16 protein-coding genes are annotated in these 17,119 nt (G+C 49.2%); 1 reads left to right on the forward strand and 15 read right to left on the reverse strand.

Annotation, left to right across the window (positions count from 1 at the left end):
- Positions 1-78: 78 nt before the first annotated feature.
- From J7E78_RS14810 to J7E78_RS14855, 10 genes are all read right to left on the reverse strand, one after another.
- Positions 79-1,395, reverse strand: coding sequence for a F390 synthetase-related protein (locus J7E78_RS14810; protein WP_215077009.1), 1,317 nt, complete (start codon positions 1,393-1,395; stop codon positions 79-81).
- A complete protein-coding gene (locus J7E78_RS14815) occupies positions 1,392-2,252 on the reverse strand; it encodes an MBL fold metallo-hydrolase (protein ID WP_215077010.1) in 861 nt (286 codons plus the stop codon). Before J7E78_RS14815 ends, J7E78_RS14810 begins: the two co-directional genes overlap by 4 nt.
- Entirely contained in the window at positions 2,246-3,241 is a 996-nt protein-coding gene (locus tag J7E78_RS14820; protein WP_215077011.1) for an NAD-dependent epimerase/dehydratase family protein, read from the reverse strand. Before J7E78_RS14820 ends, J7E78_RS14815 begins: the two co-directional genes overlap by 7 nt.
- Positions 3,238-4,530, reverse strand: a complete 1,293-nt coding sequence (locus J7E78_RS14825) for an ATP-grasp domain-containing protein (RefSeq protein ID WP_215077012.1) — start codon at positions 4,528-4,530, stop codon at positions 3,238-3,240. The genes J7E78_RS14820 and J7E78_RS14825 overlap by 4 nt, the downstream gene beginning before the upstream one ends.
- Positions 4,520-5,521: a beta-ketoacyl-ACP synthase III gene (locus J7E78_RS14830; RefSeq protein ID WP_215077013.1), complete on the reverse strand. Its 1,002-nt coding sequence runs from the start codon at positions 5,519-5,521 to the stop codon at positions 4,520-4,522. The genes J7E78_RS14825 and J7E78_RS14830 overlap by 11 nt, the downstream gene beginning before the upstream one ends.
- A gap of 155 nt (positions 5,522-5,676) precedes the next feature.
- Positions 5,677-6,567, reverse strand: a complete 891-nt coding sequence (locus J7E78_RS14835; RefSeq protein ID WP_215077014.1) for a TIGR01777 family oxidoreductase — start codon at positions 6,565-6,567, stop codon at positions 5,677-5,679.
- A 117-nt stretch (positions 6,568-6,684) separates the two neighbouring features.
- Positions 6,685-7,206 carry a hypothetical protein gene (locus tag J7E78_RS14840; RefSeq protein WP_215077015.1) on the reverse strand — a complete coding sequence of 174 codons (522 nt, stop codon included), beginning with the start codon at positions 7,204-7,206 and terminating at the stop codon, positions 6,685-6,687.
- Between the two features lie 159 nt (positions 7,207-7,365).
- Positions 7,366-8,100 carry a YdcF family protein gene (locus J7E78_RS14845; RefSeq protein WP_215077016.1) on the reverse strand — a complete coding sequence of 245 codons (735 nt, stop codon included), beginning with the start codon at positions 8,098-8,100 and terminating at the stop codon, positions 7,366-7,368.
- Between the two features lie 224 nt (positions 8,101-8,324).
- The gene (locus tag J7E78_RS14850; RefSeq protein ID WP_215077017.1) at positions 8,325-9,170 is read right to left on the reverse strand and encodes an AraC family transcriptional regulator; all 846 of its coding nucleotides are present in this window, start codon (positions 9,168-9,170) and stop codon (positions 8,325-8,327) included.
- Positions 9,171-9,248: 78 nt separating this feature from the next.
- The gene (locus J7E78_RS14855) at positions 9,249-9,857 is read right to left on the reverse strand and encodes a DUF1349 domain-containing protein (RefSeq protein WP_215077018.1); all 609 of its coding nucleotides are present in this window, start codon (positions 9,855-9,857) and stop codon (positions 9,249-9,251) included.
- A 229-nt stretch (positions 9,858-10,086) separates the two neighbouring features.
- Here J7E78_RS14855 and J7E78_RS14860 point away from each other — a divergent pair, with 229 nt between their 5' ends.
- Positions 10,087-10,353: a PH domain-containing protein gene (locus J7E78_RS14860; RefSeq protein ID WP_215077019.1), complete on the forward strand. Its 267-nt coding sequence runs from the start codon at positions 10,087-10,089 to the stop codon at positions 10,351-10,353.
- 152 nt (positions 10,354-10,505) lie between these two features.
- Here J7E78_RS14860 and J7E78_RS14865 read toward each other — a convergent pair whose 3' ends face one another.
- The 5 genes from J7E78_RS14865 to J7E78_RS14885 are packed head-to-tail and all read right to left on the reverse strand — an operon-like array spanning position 10,506 to position 17,108.
- Complete coding sequence (locus tag J7E78_RS14865; protein ID WP_215077020.1) at positions 10,506-11,516, reverse strand: carbohydrate ABC transporter permease; 1,011 nt, start codon at positions 11,514-11,516, stop codon at positions 10,506-10,508.
- 28 nt (positions 11,517-11,544) lie between these two features.
- Entirely contained in the window at positions 11,545-12,444 is a 900-nt protein-coding gene (locus J7E78_RS14870; RefSeq protein WP_215077021.1) for a carbohydrate ABC transporter permease, read from the reverse strand.
- Positions 12,441-15,026: a DUF5696 domain-containing protein gene (locus J7E78_RS14875; protein WP_215077022.1), complete on the reverse strand. Its 2,586-nt coding sequence runs from the start codon at positions 15,024-15,026 to the stop codon at positions 12,441-12,443. Before J7E78_RS14875 ends, J7E78_RS14870 begins: the two co-directional genes overlap by 4 nt.
- A gap of 14 nt (positions 15,027-15,040) precedes the next feature.
- A complete protein-coding gene (locus J7E78_RS14880; protein ID WP_215077023.1) occupies positions 15,041-15,661 on the reverse strand; it encodes a YIP1 family protein in 621 nt (206 codons plus the stop codon).
- Positions 15,642-17,108: an NHL repeat-containing protein gene (locus J7E78_RS14885; protein WP_215077024.1), complete on the reverse strand. Its 1,467-nt coding sequence runs from the start codon at positions 17,106-17,108 to the stop codon at positions 15,642-15,644. The genes J7E78_RS14880 and J7E78_RS14885 overlap by 20 nt, the downstream gene beginning before the upstream one ends.
- Positions 17,109-17,119: the final 11 nt, after the last annotated feature.

Raw genomic sequence — 17,119 nt, forward strand, 5'->3', positions numbered from 1 at the left:
TCCTTTCCTCACGTTAACTCGCCCATGAATCCTGCACCGCAGCTCGTGTCCTGCATAACGCATCTCCAAACCACCGTCTTAATCAAGCTGTCTCTCCACCCTTCGCAACTTCGTTACTCCCGTTTCAAATGTATACGGAACGAACCTGACGTCAGGCAATATGCAACCCATCCTGTCTGCCAACTTGTTCAATTCCTGCAACACATCAGCCTTCACTTGCTCCAATACTGCATTTCCTCCAAGTAGCAGCGAAACCTCCATCGACCCGTCCCCTTGCTGCACCACTCGATAATGTTCAATATCCGGCGAAACCGCAATGACCGAACGGGTGACGAAGTCCGGAAAGACGGGTACCGCCTCACCCGTATGCAGTTGTGAAAAATAAAGCGTGTCATCACAGCGGCCTTCAATCCGCTCAATGGCGGTAAACGGGGAACCACAGGCACATGGCAGCGCCGCCTCGGTCAGAATATCATTCAGCCGATACCGGATGATCGGCTGTGATGTTCTGGAGAAGTCTGTGATAATGGGCACGAACCGCCGGGTAGCGGGATCAATGAACTCTTTTTCAATATGGACTATATCCTCATTCAAATGCAGTGTGCCATAACGACAGGTCGCTCCCAGGAACCCTTCTGTGCACTGATAGACTTGATGAACGGTCTGTCCGAAGACCTGCTCCAGCACCTTGCGATCCAGGGGGTCCAGCACCTCCGCAACAGAGATGATTTTATCCGGTACCGCGGTCAAATGGCCTGCTACATAGGCGTCCGCCAACAGACGCAACATGGATGGAGGAGCCACCCACACCGTAGGTTGGTACGTTTCCAGCCGATTCACCAAGTTCTCCACACGTTCCAGCAGATCAAAGTACTGAAACTGCAATTTGCCACGCTGCACCGATTCATACAGATTACTGTTGGCCCGCAGGAAAAACGCAATCTTCGCAGGTTTCCACAGTCCACCAGGCAGCAACTTAGCTAGCACCGTGCCCGTCCATGCATCCTGCTCCCGATCACTCACCAGAAATATCCCCCGGTTCCCTGACGTGCCCGAAGACAGTCCAACCGTCACGCCTTGAATGGAAGGTTTGAAGTCACGCGTTTCTTCACTTTCAGCTGCAAAAGCCAGAGCTTCGTCCTTGGTAATGCCCACCGTGTTCAGTGTATCGAAGTGCTCCATCATGATTGATTTGTCAATCAAGGGAAACCTTCTCCAATCGGATGCGTCCAAGCTCCCCCACCACTTCCGGTAAAATGGAGATCGGGCACGAATCTGATGAACATGCCGAATAATCCGCCGTTCTTGCCAGCGCTCCAGTTGTTCTCGGGTTTTCCATGTTCGCAGCCCACGTGCAAGCGCGTAATGAACCACTATACGAAGTGGATTGCTCATCGTTCCTGCCCCCCTGTCCCCCAAGCGTCCAGCACATCTCGACAATGACTCGGCACAATCCGAATGTGGGGAAACTGCTGATGCAGTTGAACCAACTTGTCAAAGTTACGGTGGTATTCCTGTCGATCAGACATAATAATGCCCGCGAGCGCATGAGGTCTGCGCTGTTCACGAAAAGCCCGACTCGACCACACCGCGTCCGCGCAGAGGAAATAGTCATGTTCTTCTGTACGCAGCAGGAGTCCCATCATGCCATCCGCATGACCGGATACATCCACCCCTAGCAGACTGCCATCCCCAAAGATGTCGTAGACTTCATTAAATGGAAATCCTTCCCCTATTCTCGTCCACTGCTCAGGCTGACACGTAACAGGCAATGATCTGGCCATAAAATCCTCGGGCAACAGCCCGGCAAGAAAACCTGCCTTTACAGCCGCAATTGGACCGAGTGAGCGCACAGCATCATATGCTCTTGGCAGATAGATGAATTGTGCCTCCGGGAAATCTCGCACACCCGCGATGTGATCGCCGTGAAAATGCGAGAGGATGTTATACCGAATATCCGAAGCTTTCAGTCCAATTCGAGCCAAAAAATGAACGGCATGATCCTCTTCACGATAGACCACAGGTGTAATATGACGATACAGTGCATTGGGCAGATGAGCCGTTTCCTTGAAAAAGCGGGAGCTATATCCTGTATCCAGCAGGATTGGTCCATGTACGGGGTGAATGATGCAGGCAAATCCTGCCGGGAAAGGCACCGGGCTTAACCGACCACCACGTAACGTCAGAAACTCTGGATGTGTGCAGTAACCCGCCGCACCCAGATATAGTTCTACCCGAGTTGTCGTCAGCATAATTCAGCCCTCCACCAGTCTGCAAATTGTTGTAACCCCTCTTCAATAGACACCCGAGGGACGTATCCCAATTGCTCCCGTGCATCCGTAATATCCAACGTCTGTGGGATGGATAAGGAGCCGACTGTATACCGTGTCAACGCAGGTTCACCCAACGCAGGAATATAGCCATGAACTCGCTCCAGCAACGCTGCCACACCATTTGCCGTCCGATAAGGAATATTTCGACGACGCAATGGCATATCCAGCATGCCAAACAGGCTGCTTACCAACTCACTAAATGCCCTTGGATCGCCATTGGAGATATTGTAGGCTCTACCAAGTGTTTCATCAGAGGCATCGCGGCACAATAATAAGGCATCCACCACATTATCCACACATGTCAGATCGATTAATGCCTGTCCACCACCGATCATGGGCACTCCCGATTTCGCGTTCGCTGCGACAATTCTGGGAAATAACGTCTGATCATACGGGCCAAAGATGGCTCGCGGTCGAATTATGATGGACGGAAGCCCCTTCGCATGCCCCTCCATCACAACCTGTTCAGCGAGAAGCTTCGTGGCTGCATAATGATTGGCTGGTTTGGATGGCAACGGGTCATTCTCATGTACGTTATATCGCGGGTTGTAGTTAAAATATATACTCGGAGTTGAGACATGTATGAATCGTTGTACCTCATTATGCAGGCAACCATCTACAAGATTCTGCGTTCCTTCTACATTGCTGCTGTAAAAGTCCTTATACTTCCCCCATGGCGAGGATAGAGCTGCACAGTGAAACACCACATCCTGTCCCGTACACGCTTCGCTTACTGCTGCCTCATCCCGTATATCTCCATTCAGGAATCGGATTCCTGTCAACTCAAGTTCTGCCCCAACTGCGGGCTGTCGGCCCATGCCAGTGACTTCCCATCCCTCTTTTGCAAGTCGTATCGCGAGATGCCTGCCCAGACATCCCGTAGCTCCTGTAACCAATGCTTTATTCATTGTTGTTCACCGTTCCATTCTAAGTCGTGAGTCAAAGCTTCAGTCAGTGAGATCTTCTGTGATCTTGCCAGACGCCAGGCGGACAGCACCACTGCGAATTGTTCAAATAAAGGCTGGATATCCTGCCCTGCATAGACCACATCCCTGGCTCCACGCCACGCAGCTATCCATGCCCGGAGCTTCCCTTTGCCGAAGATCTGCTGCATCCCGCTTCCCAACATGGGAAGCATGAGCATAGCTTTGCTGCCCCGTGCGGGCGTGATCATTTTTCTTTCTTTGATCAACGTCTCCGGTTCAGTTAGTGCATGCACCAAGCCATCTCCGGGGTGAAACAGATGAATCCCACTCGTTGCCCTCGGATTACACTCAATCGCGTACACTCGCCCATCCTGATCTTCTATAAAATCAAAGCCTATCTGTCCACTAAAACCCGTTGCCTGGGCAAATTGTCTCACCCACGCAAGGGTATCCTCATGTTCCACCTGTTCAAAAAAGACACTGGCACCCACGCTTCCTGTACGATAGCGACTGTCGTAAGTCGCATGTGCAACCAGTTGCCCTTCATGCGCTATACTGTATGTACATAACATCTGACCAGGAATGTAGGCCTGTGCAACCCAAGGTGAAATAGATGATAATGCTACCTCATCCGGAGGGTCATTACGGAAATGTCGACGTTTCTTTTCGCTTATGCTTCCTTCCTGATCCGTCCCTGCCCCAGCGTCATCGGTCATGAGTGTTGGCATGCGAACTTTGGCTGCGAAGCGGGAATACACCGGTTTCCACACCCAATCTCCTACTTTTCCCAGAACAGACTGAGCTTCCATCCATTCCTGCTGACTGTTGATCAGACGTGTATCCGGAACCGAAAGACCGAGTGACCCTGCAAGCTGGATAAAATCATATTTATGGTGCAGCTCATGCAGCTGCTCCAGAGTTGTAACCAGGACACGACAATATGCACGCAGTCTGTCTGCCCCTTGAGCCACATAGAAGACTTCTTCACACATCGGAATCAACAGGTCGATCTGCCAATCCAGAACCAACCGTTCCAACTCCGCCAGATACGCACCTGTGTCATGACGCGGCGATGGAACCACAGCACACTGTTCCACTGCACCAGATGATCTGGTCAGATGCCGTGCAGCACTCTCCGCAACATAGACCCGATGGCCTGCCCGATGAAGCATACGTGCCAGATCGAGCGTTACAGGAGCCCTTCCGCCTGTAAGCAGCACACGGAGAGAAGCAGCTGTACGATGTCCGGTTTCCCCAGATCTAGTAGTCAAAAATAAGTCCTCCCAATGATAATCCGGCAGCCGTGCCAATCATCAACACCCGATCTCCACGCTGAATACGCTGTTGTCTAATCGCTTCATGCAGACCCATCGGGATCGATGCCGCAATTGTATTGCCGTGATTTCGTGTGATGTCCATAAACCGATCTTCAGCAATGCCAAGCTTCTTGCGAATCAGTCTCATCGCCATGGCACTTCCCTGATGAGGAATGACCAATTGGAAATCCTCCATCTGATTCCCGGTCGCCTGCAACATATCACCAATGAATCCGGGCAAAAGTCTGGAAGCCATGCGGAAGATCGCTTGTCCATCCATATGAAAAAGATAGGGCTCCGGCTGATCTGCCTTATAATTCGAAGCATGCAGCCGTGTACCTCCACCTGCAATCTCCGAGAAGCGAGCACCTCGGCTGTAGGTTCGAAGGGAAGCATGTACAATCTGTGAGGATGACCCTTCAGGCGAACGCTCAATAATAGCAGCGGCCGCTCCATCACCGAACAGGGCCGCACTTTCTTTATCTGACCAATTCAGTCCCGCTGAGGCAATCTCGGTGGCTACAAGCAGTACTCGCTGGTAACGTCCGGCATCTACCATATAGGAGATCACATCGAGTCCGTTCAGGAAACTCAGGCACGTTGCATCCATATCAAAAGCAGGTACGCCCGAATCTTCCTGCCCCATGGCCTGCTGGATAAATACCGCCGTACTCGGCAACGGTTGTTCCTTCGTACCACTGGTACACACCAGACAGTCGATATCACTGAATTGTAATCCTGCATCCGCCAGTGCAGCTTCCGCAGCCCGTGCGCCCATGAAAGAGGAGGTTTCTTCACCCGAAGCATAATGTCGCACACCTACGCCTGTGGCTTTGCTGACCCAGCCCGCAGGCACGCCCAAGCGGCGATCCAGTTCCTCATCGGTGACTTCCTGTTCAGGCAGGTACTTCCCTGTTCCCGCGATCCTTACTCTTCTAAGTTGCATTTCCCCAACCTCTTTCTGTTCATCTGACTGATTAATATGAAATGAATCCTCCACCTCTAATGGCGAAACGCCATGAAGTAGAAGCTTTGAAATATACAATAAAAGGGCAGATGCCTCTGCCCTCCCTGTTGTGTTTTATTATTTATACTGTGCTGTCATTTCTTCTTATTCAAAATCTCTGCAAGTGCAGCATCTAGCGTACCGTATGTGAACGTGAAGCCTTCCCTCTCCATTCGCTCGGGAATTACCCAACGACTTTTGAGAACCAGTTCCGTTTCGGTCTGAATGAAACGTGCGCCCAGTTCAAGCATCCAGCGAGGAGAAGGCAGGCCGATCCGAACACCCATCTGTTCTCTCAGACGCGCCATTAGCTCCCGATTCGTCACAGGATGCGGAGAGGAGGCATTGAACACCCCACTCAAGTGTGGATGCTCTTGCAGATAGATCACCATGCCGAACAGATCCTCAATATGAATCCAGCTGAACTGCTGTGTTCCTGCGCCTTGCGATCCTCCCAGGCCAAAACGGACGAGGTTCGTCATGGGCACCATCACGCCGCCCTCGCCCAGCACAATCGCAATTCGTAGTGCAATCTGACGCGTAGACGGCAGACTGAATTCAAAGAAAGCCTGTTCCCATGCCTTGGCAACGTCGACCGAGAATCCGGAGCCAATCTCGCCCTCTTTTTCCGTCATGGGACGATCTTCAGCATGTCTGTATATGGTCGCTGTACTCGAATTAATCCATAGTTCGGGAGGATGATTACAAGCCAGGACGGCTTCGCCGAGAATACGTGTTGTACGAGTTCTGGATTCCATAATGACTTTGCGATTCTCATCCGTATAACGGCAGTTCACCGATTTACCTGCCAGGTTAATCAACATCTCCGCTTCTTCCAGAGCCTCAATAATCCTTGCACGATCTTCCCAGGCAATATGACCGGGCTGACGCGAGATAATCAATACCTCATAACCCAGCTTCTTGAACCTTTGGGCAAAATCCTGTCCTACAAATCCCGTTCCACCAGCCAATACAACCTTCTTCACGGTATCCCCTCATTTCCCATACTGGGTAAAGAATTCGCAAGATATAGATTGGAATGTTTCTATGCATGCAAAATGCAGATATTAGATTAAACACCGCCGACGACCCGTTAGTTTGATTTAGTTCGCACCCAGAGCTGCGTACAAGCGATCCCGCTCTTCGATAGCCCATGCGTTTGCAGGGTTTTGTTCCAGCTGATATCGGAGTTCATCATAGAAGTCATGGATCATGAATCCGTCTGGCAGATTGCCAAGCATGGCTGTAAAGTTGTACTCTGGCAGTGTTCTCTTTCCTTCACTGATCTGCTTCAGCCAGTCCATCCACTTTGCAAGAGTAAGCACTTCCTCCTGCCATAACTCAGCCTGTAACCCAAGCACATCCTGAAGTTGCTCGTAAGCCAATGGATCGGCGAAGGCGCGGCAGGCCTGAACAGCCAGTTCATACAACTCGGTCACTGCACGGCGTACCTCATGCTCAAGTTCAACCTCCAAGCCTCCCATGTAATCCTGAACCTGAATGCTCTGTCCATCATCATATAATAGCGGTGCCTGCGCCAACAGGCGTAGAATCTCTTCCATCTCTTGCATTGAAACTCGCTTCTGCTCATAGAGAGCAGGTAATTGATATGCTGTAATGATCATTCACTCCTACATCGTTCTTCTATTAATGACCTATATTATAACATGGTTTGAGATTCAAATATTTGATTCAGTTCAACTTGTACAGAGACAAGGACAAAAAGACAACATAAACTCTATTAGGAGAGTCTAACGTTGTCTTTTCGAATATATACTAATCGGCTAGATAAACGTTTTGATCGTAGCAAAATATTCACGGATCATGTTGACCGGTTTCAAATATCCCGGTGACGGGGCGGATATGCCGTATTCTGCCGCATAACCGTTCTTGGCAGCGATATACTTGGAGCGGAACATATGATAGTCACTGGTGACAATCATGATCTCGGGGTGCTCTAACCCGGATTCAAGAATGATTTTTTTGGAAAAGGCCAAGTTCTCCTGTGTACTTGTGGAGCGATCTTCCATAATGACTTGGGCGGGGCTAATCCCCTGTTCAATCAAATAGTTTTTCATGGCCAGCGCTTCAGGAATCGATTCTCCAGGTCCCTGCCCCCCCGATACAATGACCGGTGTCTGAGGGTGACTGCGAATGTAGTCCAGACTGGCATCTAACCTTTGTTTTAGGGTCAATGACAATTCCGTTCCACGGATGCCTGAACCCAGAATAATGACATAGTCCACTTCTTCCGGATCGTTCGCACCAAGCTGTGTGAATACAAGTGCTTCAATAATGACAAAAGAGACGGCAACCACGCCAAATCCGGTAAGCATAATCCGTTTCAGAATAACATGCTTCTGATAGTCAATGCGTCTTAGTACGATAAAAGCCACCGTGATCATTCCAAAAAACATGACGGCAAACCTTTGGCCCCAGAAGGCCAGAAATGCCACAAAACATGCCAACAGGACAAGATCAATGATCAGTCCATTTTTGTATAAGAACTTTTTTATCAAATCCGTAGACACTCCTTTTTGTACACACTATTCCGCAAATCATCTTATAGCTGTAACCTTCATTCCAATATATCATGTTTACCTGGCTGCAATAAAATGAACAACCCTTGAACATCCTCTGTACAACTTCGAATCTCTGATTAATCACAACCAAATAACCCATAAACAGCTTCGGTGATCCGAGTGTTTACGGGTTACAATGATCGAGTTTGAAACGGTTATATTTACTTAATCGGTATCCAGATTTGTGGCGGTTGATTGGGCCCCGGGTATACTTCCAGCTCCGGCATGTATGCGTGCTCATACGGGTTGGATGGAAACCATTCCGAAATAATCCGTTTCCACAGAAGCTGCATACTCTCCGGCATCGGGCCTTCTACTTCAAATACACTCCATTTGGAAGCAGGCATGGTGAAGCTTGATAATCCTTCCGGTACTTCACCATCGTAAGTTGTAGCAATCCAGTATTGCATCTGTTTCTCCTGCATTTCACTCTGATCCACAACGACACCGAGTAACCCCGGAATAGCCCCATTGTTCAGTTCAAATAAACGATCCTCTGTACCGCTCGTCCACGCTTCCTGCCACATCTTCCCGATGCCTTGCAGATGTTCTCCTTCTGCATATGAGAAAGTCTGCTTTACTCCGACCAACGTAAATTGGCCTTGTTCAACAATTTTATATTTCATCGGCTCTGCTCCTTTTAGACTCACTTGAATCACCAGACGATTATACGATTTGACAGCGTTACTATTCTTACGAGCCTCACTGGGTGCAATCCCATGTTGTCTACGAAATGCTTTAGAGAAAGATTCCGGTGTGTCGTAACCGTATTTAAATGCCAGATCAATGATTTTGTGATCACTTTGCAGAAGCTCATGTGCCGCCAGTGTCAATCGTCTGCGTTTTATGTACTCAGCTACAGTAACATCAGTTAATAAGGCAAAGGTACGTTGAAAATGAAAAGAAGAGATATGGGCCTGCGCTGCAATCTGCTCTATCGTCATATTTTCGAGCAAGTGGTCTTCCATATATTGAATAGCGACCTGTAATGCGTTGATCCAGTTCATGTGTTAATCACTCCTTGATGTCTAATATAACTGAAGAACAACGCCATAACCTGTCCTGTTGTGCTCTCGTTTGTCCGATTATTCTACCCGGCGAACACTTCCGGTCACTCCATATTGAAGCTGTACATCTGTAAAAGTAACCGTTGTCCCTTGCCCAATGGGGGATTGGGCCACAATACCAACTTTGATCTCTTCCGGGCAGTCGAGGCCGAAATAACGAACCAGCTTCCACTTCTCTCCATCCTGAGAATAATGGAAAGCAAAACTGTTGCCTGCCCGGGCTACACGTAAATAAGGCATGTTAACGTCTACAGATGCTGATACTGAATCATCCGAGTTACCACGAGTAACGACACTAAGAATGGAAGGCTGTTCTTCGAAATACTCAAAGCAAACTTTAGCCCAATTCGTATCGTCCACCATCACCATCAGGCAGCCTGAGTCATACTGTTCTTTCATATCCACCTGTACCTGAGTGACGATGCTGAAATCTCCCTTGATTATCGTATGTAAAAATGGAGCTGAGGCTTTCACCGGCGCACCTCCCGGATCAATGAAAAAGTCACTGATTGGCGAAACGGTTATCGTTACTTTGCCGTCTTCAATAGACCAATCTGCTGGCTCATTCAGCCATCCCAGGTTGGCAGATAATGTTTGACCTGAACAATGTTCGAATAGATTCGTCATGTGGCACATCCTTTGTGTTGGAGTTGGAGTTTAAGTTTTCTAACTTCTCTATTGGTATTCGGTATGTGTCATGGTTAATCCTGTAGGTTTTACATCAAGTTCCCATCCCTGATATCAGTTGATAGAAATCGTCACTCTTTATTATTAATAAGGTAAGTTTATCCAAATCATGATAAACTGGACATACGAGATTACTTCAATAATTTGAATCACAACAGGAGGTCATCGTATGTTTGGTGTTAACGTGAAAAAAGTAGAAGATCAACTGGTCATCCGCTGGCAGTTCTCCAAAATTAAAATTCCCATCGCACATATCACATCGGTCACCCTGGATGATACGTATGGTGGCAGCGAACCATCCGCCATTCGGATCGGTCCAGTCAATGGCACAAGCGAAAGGATTCTGATCCGCACGGTTAATCAATCGTACATTTTATTTACTTCCAGCGTGACTTTACATACCAATATCCAAGCTATGTTGCACCCGTCAGACTAGATTGTTGTTCAAATTCTAATGAAGCGTTAGTGTTCGCATGATTTCTTACAGCGATTACTAACGCTTCTTTGATTCCAATTCAAGTTCCCCTCGAAACAACAACATCATCATTATCAGATCACAAATGTACCTCAATGCTTATAATAGTCCAGTTAACCTACAACCCCGGAGCGTTCAATACTCTCCACGAAATACCGTTGCACAAACAGATACAAAATAATTAACGGTGCAATCGCCAGCAAAATGCCAGTATCTACAATCATCGCCACATAGTTCGGATCAGCCTTGATGCCCGAGTTCGAACCAAAGCCCATCAGCTGCGGAATCAGCTGGTTCGCCTGAGCAGGCAAGGAAGCCACCTTCAACGAGATCAGTGGACTTTCACTCATGAACAGTGCCGAATAGAACGTATCGTTGTACTGCCACACAAAGGAGAACAGAATGACTGTAATCAGCGGTGAGATCGCATTGGGCAGCATGATTCGGGCAAACGTTTTGAATCCACCTGCACCGTCAATCAGGGCAGCCTCTTCGATCTCCTTTGGCATGCCCTTGAAGAACTGACGGAAAATATAGATGAACAGCCCCGCCTTTAGCCCTCCTGCCGTAGCCGCCGTAATCATGGAGGGCCAATACGTATTCAGCAGATTGATGCCATTCTTTCCGGTGAACAACTGAATGATGCCCATAAAGTCAAAGCTGCGGAAATGCAGATACATTGGCACCATAAGCGTGCTTGTCGGCACCAGAATTGTAAGAATCACCAGCACAAAGAGCACATTACTACCCGGAAACGAAAACCGGGCGAAGCCGTATCCGGCAAGTGCACAGGATATCGCTGTTAGAAGCGTTGTGATCGTAACAAACAATAACGTGTTCGCGAGCAGAGGCAGGTAATCCATCACTTGCGCCGCTAGCCGGATATTATCCAGCGTAAAGTGCTGGGGAATCATATAGATCGTTGGATTGTAGATATCCTGCTTATCCTTGAACGCGACTGAAACTTTGAGAAATAACGGGTATAAAATAATAAATGAAATGCCGATGACCAATGCATATCTGAATATCGAATAGAGAAGGTCCGATGTCTTGTTTCGCACCCGCTGCATGTGGTAATTCTGTTTTGGAACCGCCACCATGCGATCTGTTCCTGACGCAGCCATAATCTGAAGCCTCCCTCAACGTTAACCGTCAGTTATAATGAACTCGCCGTGACAACACCCAGCCCACTACGATCAGTACAAGGCCAATCACCAAGGTATATAACCAGGACATGGCCGAGCTTAAGCCAAAGTTCTGGGTTTTGAATGCGGTCTGGTAGATAGCTTGTGTGACCGAACTTCCGGCAAATGAATCAATGATCGTATAGATGACATTTGTCAGAATCAACGGACTGACCATGGGAAATGTAATTTTCCAGAACGATTCATAGGCTGTTGCCCCTTCGATCTTTGCAACCTCATACATCGATCCAGGTACCGATTGCAGCGCGGCGAGGAAGATCAGAATCTGTACACCTGAGCTGCTAATAATCTCATAGATCCGCATGATGGCTTCAACGATGTAATCCACATAGGCCATCGGCAATCCCACATCCGCCAGCATCCGCACAATAGATACCACGTTGAACGAAGCACCGCCATCCGCAGATGCATCGACCGCACTTGCATCCCCCATCAGATTGATTAATCCCGCAGACTCAGCTGCTGCGACTGCACTGGAAGCCAGAATAACCGGCAGGAAAAAGATTGCACGTGCCATCGTTCTGCCTCTGAACTTCTGATTAAGCAGTGTCGCCGTGAACAGACTAAAGAACAGAATCATCGGCACATTCAGCAGCATCGCTCCAACCGAATCGACCAGAATCCGGTTGAAATTCGCGTCAACCAGAAGCGCCTCCTTGAAATTTTTAAATCCAACGAAGTCCAGGACGTATCCGCCCGGAGCAACGGACAGATTACTCAGGCTGAACCGGATGGATTGCAGGAGTGGCGTGGCAAAGAGGAAGATGAAGCCGACCAGCCACGGGGAAATAAATGCAAGTCCAAGCAGTGCTCTCCGTGACTTCAGCGATAATCGAATGGTTCTCATCGGCTCACTCCTTCCACTACATAGTCCGTCCCGCCAACTGTTGTTCCACCAACAGTAACTGCATCCGCATTGTAATTCACAAGGATGGAGGTACCGCCAGTATAAGTGATCCGGACCACGCCATCCTGGATGCGTTCATGCTTGAGAATCTGCTCATTCTCCAGCTCTCCCAGCACTTCATTGGCCTGCTTATACAAGGCAACAGCGTCATCCACCCAATATGCATACTCAGTTGCGTATGCCGAATCATAATTCGTCAGCTTTAACTTGGATGATGGTTCATAGGTCCATTGAAAATACGGAGCTGCCCCAAGCTCCAGGCTGCGCAGCAACTGTTTGCGGAGATCCTGATCCCCCGATGTGTTCATCGGAGCGGCCGCATAGTTCATGTATCCATGAATGACCATCGCATAAAAAGGAACCTCTTCATCGGTAATATTGAACCGACTCGACCCTGCCGGTACATTCACAACATGCTGTGCACTTCCCCATGCGTAGCTGTTCGCTGCGGATACCATCAGGTTTGGATAGGACTGTCCCAACTTGCCCAGCTGCTCCTTCACAAGGTTTTTCGCCGTCTCCCGATGAATCACCCGACTATCCCGATAATCGGAAGTCAGGACCTGCCCGAGATCACGAAGGGATAATCCACCAAGGTCCAATTGATTGAATTTGTCGGCAAACTCACTCACCACATAAGGAAGCTTGGCCGCGGAGAGCAAAAAATAGCTGTCCCTACTCTGGTCCATGCGATTAAGCGCAGGATTGTATGGATAACGTTCTGCTGTCTCCTTTGTGACAAACCGCGCGGCATCCGAGGAAGGAGCAAAAGGCGTATCATCGTGATAAATGTGCTGGAAAGCCACATCTGGGAACAAGGCTCCACCCGACTGCTCCAGCTTGGCGGACAACGCCTGGAGTTCGGAACGGCTGCCTACTTCACTGTCCAACTTCACCCGGGTTGGCGTATGATGACTGATGCCACCGCCGAACCATCCCTGATAACGCATTTGTACGCGGTTCACACCTTCCTGCTGTAACTTCGCCGCCATTTCGGCAGCCTGTTCGTACGTCGTCATGGCTAAAGTGGTCCGATAGGGCACGCTCAGGAACGAAGCCTTTTTGTCCACTGCACCAAGCACATCCACATAGAACGGCAATTCGGTCTGTTCCGTGAGCGGCTTCAATATATCCTGCTCGATCAACTGCTGCTGATACAGGCGAGCCATGCCCGAGTAACTGGCATCTTCTCCATGAAGGAAATGATAGCGGACCTGAATATCTCCACGGTAAGGCTCATCACTAAGCAGTTGAATCTCCTGCATTTTCTGCGAGGTGTACATCTCCAGCTCATCCTCTCCCCGCAGGGAGAAGGTCGCATGCACGTGGTTGTAACTATTCTGCCTGCCTCCAATATCTGCAGAGATACTGGCAATGCCGTCCCCTTTTTCAATGACTGCAAACCAGGCGCTATCCCCGTTCTTCAGACCAAACACAGGCATATACGCGGATTCACTAACCTGAGGACGACTGAGTGAATTATCATTCGGGTCTGCGCCATATACGCGCTGTACATACTGCTCTTCCTGGGTTTTCCCGTTGTTCAGGTGGATCAGGCTGCCGGAACCATCAGGAACGAGCATGTAACCCTCGCCCTTCATATCCGCAGCACCAAAATAAGCGAGCAAATCAATATTCCGAATGCGGTATTGCCCACTTTCCTCTATTTGACTCAGAGGCACGGTCACAACAAGTGCTCCCTGCTCCAGTCGGTATTCCACTGAAATGACAAAGCTGGGCTTATCGGATACGCCCCCGCCTTCAACCCCGTTCTCCTGATTGTCAAAAGCCAGATCTTCCACCGTATAACCCGCTGTCTCAAAGGCTCCCAGCATCTTGTTCAGCACAAGCTGCTTCGAAATCTGTCCATCCAGCCGTTCCAGAATATCCGGATTGTTCTTGGTTGGATAATAACGGGCAGACGTGTATCTTGCGACAGTAGCATCTAGCTTGGAAAGCACTTTCTCCTCCAGACGCTGTTTGCTGATTAACTTCGGCAGTGCATCAATACCAAGTGACGTATCACCAAGTGTATAGTTCACCCGAATCCCTTGATCGATCTGACCCACTGTGAATTGTTTGTTGCTAATACTCGAACTGAAATTTGGAAAGTTCTCCAGTGTGCCCATCGCATCCCGGAAAGACACATTCAGCTGGGAGGACAGCACTTCTTTTTCATATGCAGAAGCAAGACCATCCTCAGCCCGTTCTTTCGGGTTGCTGTACCAGATCTCTCCACTTTTCCGGTCACGTACTACAATTTCCGTTGTCTCCTCGTTATAGTACAGGGCGAGTCTCTGATCCTCGGCGACCAGCTGCATACCAGGTACACCCTGCGAAGAGTCGCGTAGGAACTGCAGCGGGTCCTCCGTGACGGGCATGGCTTGGGTTGTCGTATCCAGATAAGCCGTGGCTTCTACGGCAGGAATTCCCCTGTTGTTTATATACAGCAGCCCGGCTGCAATCATGATCACAGCTGTAGCACCAGCCAGCACCGTATATAATCGTTGCCTTTTGTTCACGGATGCCGCCTCCTTTAGGTCCGAAAAATCAACTCGCGGTAAATGTTATAACCGAATTCGTACAGCTGTTGCAGCATGCTGAAGACCAGTGCGCCAAGGAATACGATAATGCCCATCACAATGAGTGTCAGCACCATCGTAATGATCGTTCTAATCACCGTGTACTGGTGAACCGTCATCATGCCAATGAAGAGCAGCAACACAAACCAGAAAAACGCGATGCTATTGAACAGATAATAAAAAGCAGTCTCCTCCTGTACCATGAACCGGCTGATCACGATCATCGGGGCATAGATCAGAATAACCGGAATGAGCGAGTAACCTGTCGCCAGAACGATTTCCTTGAATTTCCCTTCCCCTTCCATCAAGGTCGTTACCGCCCAGTTGGCTGTGCACCATAAAAAGAATGGCACCGCAACCGTGGCGATCTCGATGATGCTGTTAATCGTGCGAGGATCGATGTAATTGACGAGAAATCCTGCGTACTGCTTTTGCAAAATCATCATGATGATGGTGAGCACGAGCGCTGCAAAAGCAACGAGCAGCCGTCCCCGGTTATCCGACTTGAGGTCCCAGAATGCATCAATGGGGTGAAAAATGAGATGCAGCGGAAACTTAATGAAATCCTGCTTCACGATCAACCTGCCTCCTCCGTCTCCATTTAACCGCCAGTCGGGTCAGGATCAGAATGAAAATTAGCGCGATCGCAGCGGTCAGGAATGTACCGAAGTGTTCCTTCATCATCTCCCGCCGATGCCTCTTGAACGCGACAGAATAACTCTTGCGGTCCATCCCAAGTTCGAAGTAATCCAGCGCTTCCTCGTTTTTCTTCTCCATTAATAAGGACTTGCCGATACCAATATAGGCGATGTCATAGTTGGCATTCAGCTTCAGCACTTCTCTCCAAATATTCACGGCCTCCGTGTCCTCTCCCCGATAGTGGAGTGCCACCGCTTCATTGACACGGGCACCAAAACGGGTTGGCTCATAGACGACAAGATTGTTCTTGCCCCGATCCAGAACCAAGTGGTGCTCACCCGATTGTTCAATCGCGACAGGTGTTTTGAGCGTGCCCACCTGATTTCCTTTGCCACCGTATATGTAGAGCAGATGACCTTCATCGTCATACGTGAACACCCGGTTCTGTGTCGCATCCAATACACTGTACATGCCGTCGCCCAGCACTTTGACATCAATCAGTTTGGACGGCCCAGGATTGTTGCGGAACCGAATATCGCCTTTGACGTCGTAATAACCAAACCGTTTCAGTACATCTTCACCAGACGGGTTAAGGCGTTTGATCGGTTCATTTGAGCCGGGATCAATATTCGTCGCATACACAAATCCTTTGTGGTCAATATCCACGTTGGAGAACTCCGTTGGCACAAACAGGACCATCTGTGCGCGCTGGGCTTTGGTGGATAACATGCGCCAGATATATTCGCCGTAGTCCCGCTCCACTTTGTTGGTACCGACATATCCGATAAATGTCCCACTCTCGTCAAACTGCATAATGCCCTCGTAGACCCCCTGTGCCACAACGTAAACTCGGCCTACATGGTCCACCGTCAGCTTCAAGGGCTGAAACTGGAATTGGGTCGATAGAATATCCGACTCAGGCTTCGTGATGGTATGAATCAGCGTCCCCTCTCCATCAAGGACAACCACACGACTGTTTCCCGTATCGGCGACGTATATGCGTTCTTCTTCATCTACAAACAATCCACCTGGAAGGTTAAAGGTCTCCTTGCCACCGTCCATCATGAATCCATCGATGACACGCAGCAGCTTAAAGTCTGGGTCCAATACAACAATTCGGCTGTTGCCACTATCCAAAATATAGATCAACCCGGAGGGTGAAACATTCACATCACCGGGGTCTTTGAACTCACTAATGCCGAGATCACGGCCTGAAATGGTGCGCTCGGGCAGATAGGCATCTGGTGAAGGAACAGCCTCTTTCCAGTAGTTGTAGTTATAACTCTCATACGGCGCCGGGGAGGCCGCCGCAGGCACGGCATTCACCAGCAGCAGAGATACTGCCGCCAGGAGAACAAGCCATCTTTTCACTGTGCGTGCCATATCGTTCCCCC

The sequence above is a fragment of the Paenibacillus polymyxa genome (assembly GCF_018614975.1).
Taxonomy (GTDB): Bacteria; Bacillota; Bacilli; order Paenibacillales; family Paenibacillaceae; genus Paenibacillus; species Paenibacillus polymyxa_E.

Coding starts and splice junctions, on each gene's coding strand:
- J7E78_RS14810 (WP_215077009.1), bottom strand. CDS start 1,395: ATGAGCAATCCACTTCGTATAGTGGTTCATTACGCGCTTGCACGTGGG.
- J7E78_RS14815 (WP_215077010.1), bottom strand. CDS start 2,252: ATGCTGACGACAACTCGGGTAGAACTATATCTGGGTGCGGCGGGTTAC.
- J7E78_RS14820 (WP_215077011.1), bottom strand. CDS start 3,241: ATGAATAAAGCATTGGTTACAGGAGCTACGGGATGTCTGGGCAGGCAT.
- J7E78_RS14830 (WP_215077013.1), bottom strand. CDS start 5,521: ATGCAACTTAGAAGAGTAAGGATCGCGGGAACAGGGAAGTACCTGCCT.
- J7E78_RS14840 (WP_215077015.1), bottom strand. CDS start 7,206: ATGATCATTACAGCATATCAATTACCTGCTCTCTATGAGCAGAAGCGA.
- J7E78_RS14850 (WP_215077017.1), bottom strand. CDS start 9,170: ATGAACTGGATCAACGCATTACAGGTCGCTATTCAATATATGGAAGAC.
- J7E78_RS14855 (WP_215077018.1), bottom strand. CDS start 9,857: ATGACGAATCTATTCGAACATTGTTCAGGTCAAACATTATCTGCCAAC.
- J7E78_RS14860 (WP_215077019.1), top strand. CDS start 10,087: ATGTTTGGTGTTAACGTGAAAAAAGTAGAAGATCAACTGGTCATCCGC.
- J7E78_RS14865 (WP_215077020.1), bottom strand. CDS start 11,516: ATGGCTGCGTCAGGAACAGATCGCATGGTGGCGGTTCCAAAACAGAAT.
- J7E78_RS14870 (WP_215077021.1), bottom strand. CDS start 12,444: ATGAGAACCATTCGATTATCGCTGAAGTCACGGAGAGCACTGCTTGGA.
- J7E78_RS14885 (WP_215077024.1), bottom strand. CDS start 17,108: ATGGCACGCACAGTGAAAAGATGGCTTGTTCTCCTGGCGGCAGTATCT.